The following is a 13,260-nucleotide window of genomic DNA, read 5'->3' as shown; positions in this document are numbered from 1 at the left end:
TACAAGAAAACATTAACCTGTGATTGAGTTTTTCTTGTTGATTAACCCAATATTATCAGCTTCATCGTTTGCAGAGCGATATTCCCACCCAGAAAAACTACAATCAAAGTAAAAGCTCAAAGTAAAAGCTATGGAAATCGCCATGTCTTTACCTAAAACACCTTCCCCCACCCTATATGAAACCGACTACCTGCAATGGATAGAAACAACCTTGTCTAAATTACAAAATCAGGACTACACCAATGTAGACTGGGAAAACCTGATTGAAGAAATCGCTGATATGGGAAGGAGTGAACGCAAAAGTCTTAAAAGTAATCTGATTGTAATTCTGCTGCATTTGCTTAAATGGCAATTTCAACCGAACCAGAGAAGCGGTAGCTGGGAAAGCAGCATCATTGAACATCGCAGACGTGTACAAGAATCACTCCAGGATTCTCCCAGTCTCCAACCCTATCTAGAGGAAATTTTTACAGAATGTTACACACAAGCAGTCAAGCAAGCAAAAGCTGAAACAGGTTTACCAAGAGAATCTTTTCCTGTGATTTGCCCATATCATCTACAACAAGTCATCAGTGATGATTTTCTACCTGATTAACAAACTCTACCATTATTAATACATTAGTTCTATTTTACTGGTTTGAACCCAATCTCAAAAATTCTTCCTCAAGATTCTTTGATCCCCCCTTATCAGTTGCCACTGATAGTCCTAAACTGTAGGTGAGAGTTGAAAGGCAGTCTGGAGAAATTTTGTGAAAAAAGTTTTAGCAATCATTCTTGGTGGAGGTGCGGGTACACGACTGTATCCCTTAACCAAACTCCGCGCTAAACCCGCAGTACCCGTAGCTGGGAAATATCGCTTAATAGATATCCCAATCAGTAACTGCATAAATTCAGAAATCTATAAAATCTACGTTCTCACACAATTTAACTCAGCCTCTTTAAATCGCCATATTACCCGTGCTTACAACTTCGGTGGCTTCAGTGATGGGTTTGTAGAAGTGTTAGCAGCACAACAAACTCCAGAAAACCCCAACTGGTTCCAAGGTACAGCCGATGCTGTACGTCAGTATCTCTGGATGTTACAGGAATGGGATGTAGACGAATTTCTGATCCTGTCTGGTGATCACCTTTACCGCATGGATTACCGTCAGTTTATCCAGCGTCATCGGGAAACCAACGCTGATATTACCCTTTCTGTGATTCCCATAGACGATCGCCGCGCCTCCGATTTTGGTTTAATGAAAATTGACAACTCTGGTAGGGTGATTGACTTTAGCGAAAAACCCAAGGGTGACGCTTTAGCCAAAATGCGCGTTGATACAACCATCCTGGGGTTAACCAAAGAACAAGCTGAATTACAACCATATATCGCCTCAATGGGCATATATGTGTTCAAAAAAGATGTTTTAATCAAACTGCTGAAAGAATCTTTAGAACGGACTGATTTCGGTAAAGAAATTATTCCTGATGCCGCTAAAGATCATAATGTTCAGGCATACTTATTTGATGATTACTGGGAAGACATCGGAACAATAGAAGCATTTTACAACGCCAATTTAGCCCTGACTAAGCAGCCTCTTCCACCCTTTAGCTTCTACGATGAAGCAGCACCAATTTACACCCGCGCTCGTTACTTACCACCTTCTAAATTATTGAATTGCAATATTACAGAATCAATGATTGGTGAAGGTTGTATTTTGAAAGACTGCCGGATTCAACATTCAGTTTTGGGAGTGCGATCGCGGATTGAATCAGGTTCTGTAATTGAAGAAACCCTGATTATGGGTTCAGACTATTACCAACCATCGGTAGAACGTCAATGTAGTATAGAACAAGGTGATATTCCCGTTGGTATTGGTACAGATACCATTATTCGCCGAGCCATCATTGATAAAAATGCCCGCATTGGTCATAATGTGAAAATTATCAACAAGGATAACGTCCAAGAAGCTGAACGGGAAAAACAAGGATTTTATATCCGTAGTGGGATTGTAGTTGTTCTCAAAAATGCCGTGATTCCTGATGGAACAGTTATTTAGTCTGGTGATTGGTGATTGGTGATTGGTGATTGGTGATTGGTGACTGGTGACTGGGAAAATACAAATAATTTAATTTCTCCCCATCTCCCCATCTCCCCATCTCCCCATCTCCCCTATTCCCAATGACTAAACTACTTTTACTAATTGGTCTTCCTGGTAGCGGTAAATCAACATTGGCTGCACAATTACTAACAGAATGCCCTCAGATGCAACTCATTTCTACAGATGCTATCCGGGGGCAGCTTTTTGGTTCTCAAGCCACTCAAGGTCCTTGGTTTTTGATTTGGCAAGAAGTTGAAAGACAGTTTCAACAAGCCACTATTGCCAATATACCCACCATTTTTGATGCTACTAACGCCCAAAGAAGAAATCGCCGGGAAGTTATAGAATTAGCCCGTCACACTGGTTTTACTCACATTACTGGTATATGGGTAAGAACTCCCGTTTGGTTATGTTTAACACGCAATAAAAAACGCGATCGCCAAGTTCCAGAAGACGTTATTTTGCGAATGCACCGCCAACTCTGGGATGCTCCCCCCAGCTTAGATGAAGGACTAGACGACATAATTTATAAGTAAGGTGGGGTGATTGGTGATACAATTTTGGATTTTGGATTTTGGATTTTGGATTTTGGATTATTTTTGTCATCTCCAATCTAAAATCTAAAATCTAAAATCTAAAATCTAAAATTTTCTCCTCCTGCCTCCTCAAGAGTACGGTAATTGCGCTGGCACTATGAGCGACAACCACACTGGATTTTTGCTATTCTTTGCTAATTTAGGATCATCATCCTGTTTCCGGGCATTAGACCAGGCAAACAGTAAATCTCAACATCTTAGAAAAAAACATAACTTAACTTTACCTAAATTTTTACAGGAGGCTGGTAGATGGCTGCAACCGATTTTAAAGACTATTACTCAATTTTAGGAATTACTAAAACTGCCACTCCAGAAGAAATTAAACAAGCTTTTCGTAAATTAGCCCGCAAATACCATCCCGACGTTAACCCCGGTAATAAACAAGCAGAAGCAAAATTTAAAGAAGTTAACGAAGCTTACGAAGTTCTCTCTGACCCTGATAAACGCAAAAAATATGATCAATACGGTCAATATTGGCGGCAGGTAGGAGAAGGTGGTTTCCCTGGTGGATCAGGGGTAGATATGAGCGGTTTTGACTTTGGTCAATACGGCAGTTTTAATGATTTCATTAATGATTTATTTGGTGGTGCAGGACCACGCACCAACAAACAAAGTTATTCCTATCGTACCTCTACAGGTAAACCAGGTACAGGTTTTGGCGGTTTTAATGATTTTGGTTTTCAAGATATGGGCGGTGCTGCTGCCCAAGATAGTGAATATACGATTAGTCTCACTTTTGCTGAAGGATTCGCAGGAGTGCAAAAACGGTTTAGTCTAGGTAATGAAACTATAGATGTTCGTATTCCCGCAGGTGCAAAAACCGGTACTCGGTTGCGGGTGCGGGGTAAAGGTCAAGTTAACCATAGCACTCAACAACGGGGAGATTTATATTTAAAGGTGGAACTGCAACCCCATTCTTTTTTCCAATTTGAAGGTGATCATCTTCTTTGTGAAGTACCGATAACTCCTGATGAAGCTGCTTTAGGTGCTTCTATTGATGTTCCTACTCCTGATGGTAGTGTGAATGTTAAGTTACCAGCAGGGGTGCGTTCTGGTCAGTCTCTGCGGTTACGTGGTAAGGGTTGGCCTTTGGCTAAAGGTGGACGCGGTGATCAATTTGTGAAAGTGGCGATCGCACCCCCCAAAGACCTCACCCCACAGGAGCGAGAATATTATGAAAAACTCCGCTCTATTCGTACCTACAACCCCCGCAGTCATTTAGCACAGGTGAAGTTGTAAGGAGTTAGGAGTCAGAATGACTCCTATCATTAAATTGTGTTAGTAATTTCTCGATACTGGCATTATGTTCTAAAAAAGAAAATAGATGTCTGTAACTTAATTTCCCATCTTTATCTAATACAAACTGCGCTGGTAAGGGCGCTCCTAATGCTTGCCCTGTGTGATATGTTCTAAAAATATGACAACTAGGATTTATTAATAAGGGCATTTTTAATCCTAAGTCTCTTACTACTGCTTGACTTTGGTGTTTATCTGTGCTGGTGATCATTAAAATTTCTATACCCCGTTTTGTAAATTCCTCATAATTTTCATTTAATGCTTTAATATGAGGATAACAAAAAGGACAATATTGTTTTTCTGTAAAAATTCTTGTAAATGCTAAAATAACAGGCTGTTGACCACGATAATCTGATAATTTGATTGTGCGATTATTGGTAACATCTGTTAATTTAAAGTCAGGTGTTAATATTCCCAATCTTAAATCATCGAGTGCTGGTTTGGGTAACAAATTGCGGAAAAATCGCTCGTTCAATAAACCTGTAAAATCTGTAGATGTCAACATAAATAATTAAAAGTTAAAAGTTAAAAGTTAAAAATTAAGAATGGGTAATGGGTAATAGGTAATAGGTAATAGGTAATATTTTCCCAATCACCAATCACCAATCACCAATCACCAATCACCAATCACCAATCACCTACACTGCTGCGAAGTAAACTTTAGACTTCACAGGATCGGGAACCATTGTTTTTTCTCCGGGTTGCCAACCAGCAGGACAAACTTCGTCTGGGTGAGATTGAACGTGCTGAATAGCCTGTAATGTACGCAATGTTTCATCTACACTGCGACCAAATGCTAAGTTATTAATGGTAGAATGTTGAATTACACCATCTTTATCAATGATAAACAAACCACGCAAAGCAATACCAGCTGCTGGATCGAGAACGTTATAGTCTGCGCTAATTTCTTTCTTGATGTCGGAAACTAGGGGATAATTTAAGTCACCAACACCCCCAGATTTACGATCTGTTTGAATCCAAGCGAGGTGAGAAAATTCACTATCTACAGAAACACCTAAGATTTCTGTATTAAGATTCTTGAATTCTTCGTAGCGATCGCTGAATGCTGTGATCTCGGTGGGGCAAACAAAGGTAAAGTCTAAGGGGTAGAAAAACAGGACTACATACTTGCCGCGATAGTCAGAAAGTTTGATGGTCTTAAATTCTTGATCTGCTACAGCTGTTGCTGTAAAATCGGGAGCCTGTTGACCAACACGAAGACATCCATTATTGAGTGACATTTAACCTAGTTCTCCTTGAGTTTTATATCCATTTTTTGGCGTGGGTATCTGGGTTAGATCAACCATTCCTCCACGCTCATCACAGTTTAGTTACAATCTGTTACGACTATATCATAGTCATTACGATTTTGAGAACAGTTGATAGTTGATAGTTGATAGTTAAGAGTTTTTACCAATGACCCATTACCAATTACCAACTACCCATTACCCGCTACCAATTTAAAAGCCAATGTTTGATTTAGATACAAGAGAATGGTTACTAACTAATGGCTTAGGTGGTTTTGCCAGTGGTACAGATGCGGATGTGCATACACGGACTTATCATGGTTGGTTATTTGCGGCTACAAATCCACCTTCAGGCAGAAAATTACTACTTTCCCATTTAGAAGCAAGTTTAGAAATCCCAGGAAAAGTTATAGAACTGGGAACAAATCTTTGGGGTACGGGTAAAATTGAACCAACAGGATATAAATTTTTACAACAGTTTGATCATAACCCAGTTCCCAAATGGGTTTGGAGTGGGGATAATTGGCAGTTATCTAGGCGTTTGGTAATGCCAAATTGGGGACTGGGGACACTTCGACAAGCTCAGTGCATCGCTGGGGAATGGGGACTAGAAGGGGATAGGGTAAAGGTCTGTAGCAATAATCAAAGAGTTTTGATTGAATATCGGTATGAGGGGAAAGAGGAAGGGATTTTAAGGTTAAGGTTGTTTATAGGCGATCGCAATTTTCACCATCAACAAATAGGTAACAAAAAAATCCAGTTTTCCCAATTACTCCATCAAAATATACTGTGTTTACAAATGAATAACTGGGATAACTTTTGTGGTAACTTTGGTACACCTTGGCATTTACGATGGACCCAGGGAAAATATCAAGTAGATGGGTTATGGTATTGGAATTATAGTTTACCAGCAGAAACAAAAAGAGGATTAGGCGATCGCCAAGATTTATATAGTCCTGGTTATTTAACCGTAAACTTGCAACCAGGAGATACAGTCACCCTAGAAGCTAAAGTAGGTTTCCCCGACTCCCAAGAAAATTTTTCACCTGATAGTTTTACAGAAGCAGTAGTAACAGAACAAGCAAGAATAGCGCAGATTTTTGGGTGGGGAAATGAGGAGACGGGAAAATGGGGTGAAAATTCTTCCTTAACACTTTCTTCTTTACTGTCACCTGTTACCTGTCACCTATCACCTATTCAAAAACAACTACTCAAAGCCAGTGATCAATTTATAGTTTATCGTGATTCCATAGCCAGTCCTACGGTAATTGCAGGATATCATTGGTTTAATGATTGGGGAAGAGATACATTAATTGCTTTACCAGGATTAACATTAGTAACAGGACGTTTTGAAATTGCTAAAGGACTGTTAAAAACCTTTGGGAGTTACTGTCGTCATGGACTCATACCGAATACTTTTCCTGATGTAGATAACGAACCATTTTATAATAGTATTGATGCTGCTTTATGGTGGATTGAAATTTTAGGACTTTATTTAGAAACTACTCAAGATTGGCAATTTTTGTTAGAACAATTTCCTATTGTGCAGCAAATTCATAAAGCTTTTGTTAGCGGTACTCGTTATAATATTCAAGTTGATGCTATTGATGGTTTAGTGTCTTGGGATGCTCAAGATGTAGCGTTAACTTGGATGGATGCACTGGTAGAAGGAATACCTGTAACACCACGTTGCGGTAAAGCAGTGGAAATTAATGCTTTATGGTATTCTGCTTTATGTTGGTTAAGTAAATGGTCAGAACATTTAAGTCATGAATATATAGATCATTCTAGTCGTTTAATCAATCAAAAACAACGTTATCAACAACAAGCAGAACTGGTAAAAATATCCTTACAAAAATTTTGGCATCCCCAGTTAGGTTATTTATATGATCTCATTGATTTAGAGGATAGTCGTAATTCCCAAATTCGCCCCAATGCTATTTTAGCTTTATCTTTACATCATTGTGCTTTTTCCCAACAGCAAGGACAAAAAGTTTTAGACTTAGCAACTTCGCGGTTATTAACTCCCTATGGTTTACGCAGTCTTGATCCTAGTGATCCAGAATATCAGGGAAAATGTGAAGGAAGTCCGCAAAAACGCGATCGCGCTTATCATCAAGGTACGGTTTGGACTTGGTTGATCGGTGCTTATATTCGAGCTTGGGAGCGTTTTTATCCTGAAACACCCTTACCTTTTGACTGGAAACCGTTGTTAGATCATTTTTCATCTAATGGTTGTTTAGGTTCAATTTCGGAAATTTTTGATGGTGATGCACCCCATACTCCTAGAGGTGCGATCGCTCAAGCTTGGTCTGTTGCTGAAGTTATCAGAAATTATAAATGATTGTCTCACGCAAAGGCGTAAAGGCGCAAAGAGAAAGTAAGATTTATAGGAAACTCTAGGTTAATCAAGTTATAGATACAAATTATAACACTCTTGTGGTACGGGCATCTTGCCCGCTAAGGGAGTTTTAAATTTTACATAACTAAAATGAAATTTACTGTATTTGTTTAATTGCCTACTGAGTATTTTATAGCTTATGATGTAATTATCACAAGCGTTAAAACAATACTCAGAGTTTCATCAATATGGATTTCGTTATTTTAGATACTGAAGGTAAGCCATATCTTACGGAATTAGCGATAGTTGATAGTCAAGGTGTGGTAATTTATGAAGGTTTTTGTGATGGTAGTTATCATGGCTTTCAAAATGTTCTCAATACCAAAAGTTTGAAAACTTTATTAACAGAATTTTTGACTATTGTTGAAGATAAAAAAATCATCTGTCACTATGCAGAACATGATATAGAAATCCTCAAACACAGTTGCCAACAAGTTGGTTTATCCTGGCAGAACTTACAACATAAATTAAAGTTTGATTGTACTTGGATTTTAGCTAAAGACTGTTTCCCAAATTTAGAAAGTTATTCTTTAGAATATTTGTGTAAATATTTGAATTTAAAAGATCATAATCATCTATATTTTAATCCTGATATGGCGCATAGTGCGCGTTATGATGCCATATTTACCTATCATCTTTATCAAAGAATCATGTTAGAAAATCTGAAAAAACAACCTAACCCATTTAGTAGTAGTCGCGTTGATACACCATTCCAAAATCATCCCGATTATCCTGATACTTATCATCAACAATTTCAGATTTTACAAACTGCATTAAATAACATCAAATTAGATCCCAATCATCAAAGTAAAGGAGTTGTTGTTATTGGAGAACCAGGAACAGGGAAAACTCATTTAATGATGCGACTTACCCATGAAAGATTAACAAGCAACCGATTATTATTTATTCGGCAACCTAATAATTTTCAATCTATACTTTATCATATCTACAGTAGAATTTTAGAATCTTTGGTTGAAAAGGTAGGAAATTTAAATCAATTAGATTCTTTAATGATTAACACCTTTAGAAAAATAGTTAGTTTATCTGATAGAGAAGTCAAACAAAAAGACATAGATATTTTAAAAGCTTTATATGATTTAGAAGATCATGACATCAATGCTTTAGGTAAAGACAATACTCAACGTAAACGGGAATATTGGCAATATATAGAAAAGACTATTAATGAATGGTGGATGAATAATTACGCAGCAGGAAGTTTTGCTTTATCTATCATTAAAGGAATGGTAAAATATTGCAGTTATACAGATTATAACTACAGAAATATTAGCACTCGTTGGTTAGCAGGAAATATGTTAACTGATGAAGAAGCAGAAAAGGTGGATTTACCAAATTGGGGAGAGGAAATTAGTAAAGAAGCATTTTCTTTAGAAGCAATTTCCGTGTTAGGTAAATTATCCACTTTAGATGAACCGCTAATTATTATTTTTGATCAATTAGAAGGTTTAGGACTTCCTCACAACCAAGATATTTTATGGAATTTTGGGGAAGCAATAAAAGAGATTTTTACTCATGTTCCCAATAGTTTAATTATTTTGAACTTATTTCCTGATAGATGGGAAAAGTTGCAAACAACATTTGATCAATCTATTATTGGGAGAATATCGCAATATCAAATTGCTTTGCGTCAACTGACCGAAGGAGAAATTAAAGCTATTCTCAAAGTAAAAATGCAAACTTTAGATATTTCCTTAGAACAGTTATTTACGTCTGAAGATTTGGAAGATATTTTAAGTAAAACACCCATTCGTGCTGCTTTAAACCGTGCTGCTAAATACTATGATTTGAGGGTGAACAATATTCCTTTACCAGATGAGAGAAAAGCAATTAGAGAATTAGATCAAAATGAAAAAATAGAACAACAATTAAAATTTTTACAACAACAGCAAAATACAATCATAGAAGTTTTAAACCAATTAATTCAAGGTACTCAATTATCTAAGACTGCTGATTTTAGCACCTTACAGGATAAATTATCAAATTTAGCAAAATATTCACCGAGTGAAAATGTCAATTCTAGCAGTTCTGAAAATCCAGTAATTGAATATCTCAAACAACGTCGTACAGAATTAGAAAATAAATATCATAACGCAATTATTATTAGTGATAGTGATGATATGGGTAAATTGAGGAATATTGCTGAAGCTTTAACTCACATTCAGTCATTCAAATTAACACAATATCGTTTTGGTAAAAAGGTATTACCAGAACATATTGTGATAGAAAGAGGAACTAAATATCATGTAATGGCATTTTTAGAAGTTAGTGGTACTTCCTTTACTACTCGCATTAGTAATTTTAATCAATTAGTTATTAATAATCCTAATTCCCAGTTTATTTTAATCAGAGATGAACGTCAAGAAGAAATTACGGGTAAAGTGGGGAGAGAAAGAATTAAACAACTAGAAAATAGTACCAATGGGAAGTTTATTTTATTCAATAGACAAGATAGAATTTTATTTGATTTAATATATGATTTAATTGTTAGTATTTATAACAAAGATTTAGATGTTGACTTAGAAACAGCACTAACCTTTATTACCACTCATCAAGAATGGTATCATTGGATTTTTAACAAGTTTGGTTTTACAGAACCATTAAGTTAGAAAACTGAATAAAATACCGATTCGGTGGGGAAGCAATATGTTGTTTAACCCCAACGATGATAAATTATGCAGATTGAATTTCAGCTAACTTTCTCCCATACAAAATAGCCAGAAGACCTGTAACATACATATATAAAGCGTAAACTGCTGCCGGTATGGCCATATCAGGATTATTCAGAATCCCCGCAGTAATAGCTATAGCCAGTGTACCATTTTGTAGCCCGACTTCAATCGCTATACAGATTTGTTGAGCAGGTTTTAGATTTAAAAGTTTGCTCACATAAAACCCCAAAAACATAGAAATAGTATTCAACAAAACAACAGCAACACCGACTTGAACAATAAAACCAGGTAGTTTTTCCCACTCACGAATAACTAACAAAAGAATAATTAAAGCTAATAATCCTCCTGCAAGACGGTTGGTTACTTTTTCCAAAGAAATTGCAAATTGAGGAAACAATTTTCTCACTATCATTCCCATAGAAATAGGAACAATAGTCATGATAAAAATTTGTAAGATTGTCGGTAAAATAGGTAAAGCAATGGTAGCACTTTCACCTATAAAATGTTGATATGCAAGGTTGCCAAAAATGGGAATTGTAAACACTGTAATTAAACTACTAAAAGCAGTGAGAGTGACAGAAAGTGCAACATCACCTTTAGCAAGAAAGGTAATAATATTTGATGATACTCCCCCTGGACACAATGCAACTATCATTAACCCCATTGCAATTACAGGTTGCATCGGTACAACTTTAGCAATGATAAAACCAATAATAGGTAACAAAATTAATTGACTGAACAAACCAATAGCGACTGCTTTGGGATATTTTGTTACTCGTTGGAAATCTTCAGGGACAAGAGATAATCCCATCCCTAACATAATGATCGCTAAGGATAGAGGTAGAACAACTGCACTTAAAAAACTTGCTTGCATATCTGTATTTAATTAAACAATTAATGAAAACAATAATTAGTATTTCATGTTTTATAAACATTTGTCAATCAATAATGAATCAAAAAATACAGATTTTCAAATTGATAACTAATAAAGTTAATGTAATTGTTACAAACTTCATTTTGCATAATGTTATTTTAATGGTAATTCGCATAAACAAAAGTAAAATTAATTATTAAATCAAATGGAAAATCAACATAAATCTCGACAAAAAAATGTACTTGTTACAGGGTCAGCACACGGAATTGGCTATCAATTAGCTTATATTTTTGCTAGACATAGTTACAATTTGGTGTTGATAGATAAAGATGCAGAAAAGTTAATAACAATTGCTGATGATTTTATTAATAGATTGGGTATCTCTGTAAAAATATTAGTTAAGGATTTATCTATATCTACATCTCCAGAGGAAATATTTAACGAGTTACAAACAGCAGGAATTAAGATTGATGTATTAGTGAATAATGCTGGAATTGGTACTTATGGAGTATTTAGCGAAACTGACCTGACACAAGAACTGAAATTGTTACAAATTAACATTGTCAGTCTCACCCATTTAACTAAATTATTCCTCAAGGATATGATTAGTCAAGGACATGGGAAGATATTAAATGTTGCTTCTGTTGCTGCATTTCAACCTGGTCCTTTGATGGCGGTTTATTTTGCTAGTAAAGCTTATGTGTTATCATTTTCAGAGGCGATCGCTAATGAATTAGAAGGTACAGGTGTCACTGTCACCGCACTTTGTCCTGGTCCTACTGCATCCAAATTTCAAAAATCCGCAGCAATGGAAGAATCAAAAATTTCTCATGTTAATAGGATGATGACAACTGAAAGTGTGGCTAAAATTGGTTATGATAGTTTAATGGCAAATAAAACTATTGCTATTCCCGGAATTAGAAATCAAATATTAGCTAGATCCGTGAGATTTGCACCTAGAAATATAGTTACCAAAATTGTCAGAAGTATGCACGAATTGAGGAAATAATTTCAGAATTTAGGAGTCAGGAGTCAGAATATTGACTTGCATTACAAATAATTTTACTGTTCCTCTTTTAACAACCAAAAACCGCTAAAAGTCATCCCTGAATCATCAGGTTGTACCAATAAAAAATGCAAACCTTTACTTAATTGTTTGCGTTGTTCATAAACTTTTGCTGCTGCTGTAACTTCTGCATCTTCAAAAGTTGCTAAAATCCATCTATCTGCTAAACCTGCTTCTAAAATTAACCCATCAGGTGAACCAGGAATATAATTTAAACTCACAGGGTTAGTTTCTTGTAACCATCTTGCAAAACGCAGAGATTGTCTACCACCATAAATTATCACACCGGGAATAGGAACAGTTGAAGCTAAACCTAAATTAATTGGTTGTAGAAATTCTGGTATTTGTAAAACAGGAATCGGACGATCTGCAAATTCATCAATAATATCACCAGCTTGAATATTTGCAAAACGCCATTCTTCACCCCAGAGATTTTCTGGTAATGGTGTTGGTGGTGGTTTATCAATAACTAAGGAATATTGCTTTTCTTGCAACCATTGTTTTAACGCTTGAGTGCGACGGGTAGCTTCAATTTCAATTTCTAAATTATTCGCTGCTGCTGTAATTAAACTTAAAGCTTGAGGACGAAAAACTTGAATAATATCAGGTAATTTTTCCTTAGCTGCTAGTTTAAAATGTTCTGTTAACCAATTTGAATTTGCTTGTGACTGGGGACAGGTAGCGATATATTCAAAGTTACGACTTGGATCACAAATCAATAAATCCCATAATATCTGTCCTGCTGTATCTTTTTGGGGACTGCGATAAAAATCAACTTGCCAAATTAGACTCATGATTAATATTGATGTTTTTTGTTGTCAATTTAATTTTTACCATAAAACGGGGTGTAGTGGAAAATTTCCCATCGGTAAGCAGGAGAGTAATCATCAGTCATTGGTTTTTAATACTTTAGATATTTTAATACTTTAGATATAAGTTGGTTAATTTTTCCTATTCCTATGAGTATTAAATGATAGATATCCCCTTTGTACTTGATACGTAATTGTTAAAA

The 13,260-nt window shown here is 36.0% G+C and carries 12 protein-coding genes; 7 read left to right on the top strand and 5 right to left on the bottom strand.

Translation table 11 applies throughout. From position 1 onward, the window contains the following. Positions 1-12 precede the first annotated feature (12 nt). A complete protein-coding gene (locus H6F47_RS28550) occupies positions 13-144 on the bottom strand; it encodes a hypothetical protein (RefSeq protein ID WP_277877154.1) in 132 nt (43 codons plus the stop codon). On the opposite strand from H6F47_RS28550, the gene H6F47_RS14385 reads away from it, so the two are divergent. From H6F47_RS14385 to H6F47_RS14370, 4 genes are all read left to right on the top strand, one after another. Next, positions 143-595, top strand: coding sequence for a DUF29 domain-containing protein (locus H6F47_RS14385; RefSeq protein WP_096572141.1), 453 nt, complete (start codon positions 143-145; stop codon positions 593-595). The genes H6F47_RS28550 and H6F47_RS14385 overlap by 2 nt on opposite strands. Positions 596-749: 154 nt before the next feature. After that, positions 750-2,039, top strand: coding sequence for a glucose-1-phosphate adenylyltransferase (locus H6F47_RS14380; protein ID WP_096572140.1), 1,290 nt, complete (start codon positions 750-752; stop codon positions 2,037-2,039). A 122-nt stretch (positions 2,040-2,161) separates the two neighbouring features. Then, on the top strand, positions 2,162-2,617 hold the full coding sequence (locus H6F47_RS14375) for an AAA family ATPase (RefSeq protein ID WP_137666681.1): 456 nt from the start codon (positions 2,162-2,164) through the stop codon (positions 2,615-2,617). A 309-nt stretch (positions 2,618-2,926) separates the two neighbouring features. Then, entirely contained in the window at positions 2,927-3,916 is a 990-nt protein-coding gene (locus tag H6F47_RS14370) for a DnaJ C-terminal domain-containing protein (RefSeq protein ID WP_096572139.1), read from the top strand. Between the two features lie 4 nt (positions 3,917-3,920). Here H6F47_RS14370 and H6F47_RS14365 read toward each other — a convergent pair whose 3' ends face one another. Further along, complete coding sequence (locus tag H6F47_RS14365; RefSeq protein WP_190347731.1) at positions 3,921-4,478, bottom strand: redoxin domain-containing protein; 558 nt, start codon at positions 4,476-4,478, stop codon at positions 3,921-3,923. A gap of 133 nt (positions 4,479-4,611) precedes the next feature. Next, positions 4,612-5,214, bottom strand: a complete 603-nt coding sequence (locus tag H6F47_RS14360; protein WP_137666683.1) for a peroxiredoxin — start codon at positions 5,212-5,214, stop codon at positions 4,612-4,614. A gap of 229 nt (positions 5,215-5,443) precedes the next feature. Here H6F47_RS14360 and H6F47_RS14355 point away from each other — a divergent pair, with 229 nt between their 5' ends. Both H6F47_RS14355 and H6F47_RS14350 read left to right on the top strand, forming a co-directional pair. After that, entirely contained in the window at positions 5,444-7,564 is a 2,121-nt protein-coding gene (locus tag H6F47_RS14355; RefSeq protein ID WP_190649692.1) for an amylo-alpha-1,6-glucosidase, read from the top strand. 245 nt (positions 7,565-7,809) lie between these two features. Next, entirely contained in the window at positions 7,810-10,245 is a 2,436-nt protein-coding gene (locus H6F47_RS14350; protein ID WP_190649690.1) for an exonuclease domain-containing protein, read from the top strand. Between the two features lie 64 nt (positions 10,246-10,309). On the opposite strand, the gene H6F47_RS14345 is transcribed toward H6F47_RS14350, so the two are convergent. After that, on the bottom strand, positions 10,310-11,182 hold the full coding sequence (locus tag H6F47_RS14345; RefSeq protein ID WP_190649688.1) for a bile acid:sodium symporter family protein: 873 nt from the start codon (positions 11,180-11,182) through the stop codon (positions 10,310-10,312). A 205-nt stretch (positions 11,183-11,387) separates the two neighbouring features. Here H6F47_RS14345 and H6F47_RS14340 point away from each other — a divergent pair, with 205 nt between their 5' ends. Then, complete coding sequence (locus H6F47_RS14340; RefSeq protein WP_137666686.1) at positions 11,388-12,191, top strand: SDR family oxidoreductase; 804 nt, start codon at positions 11,388-11,390, stop codon at positions 12,189-12,191. 53 nt (positions 12,192-12,244) lie between these two features. Here the strand turns inward: H6F47_RS14340 and H6F47_RS14335 are convergent, their stop codons facing one another. Then, positions 12,245-13,042, bottom strand: coding sequence for a Tab2/Atab2 family RNA-binding protein (locus H6F47_RS14335; protein ID WP_190649686.1), 798 nt, complete (start codon positions 13,040-13,042; stop codon positions 12,245-12,247). Positions 13,043-13,260 lie beyond the last annotated feature (218 nt).

It is taken from the genome of Sphaerospermopsis sp. FACHB-1094 (assembly GCF_014696195.1).
Classification (GTDB): Bacteria; Cyanobacteriota; Cyanobacteriia; order Cyanobacteriales; family Nostocaceae; genus Sphaerospermopsis; species Sphaerospermopsis kisseleviana.
The sequence above is the reverse complement of the archived record's forward strand: the minus strand, read 5'-3'. Positions and strand labels throughout refer to the sequence as shown.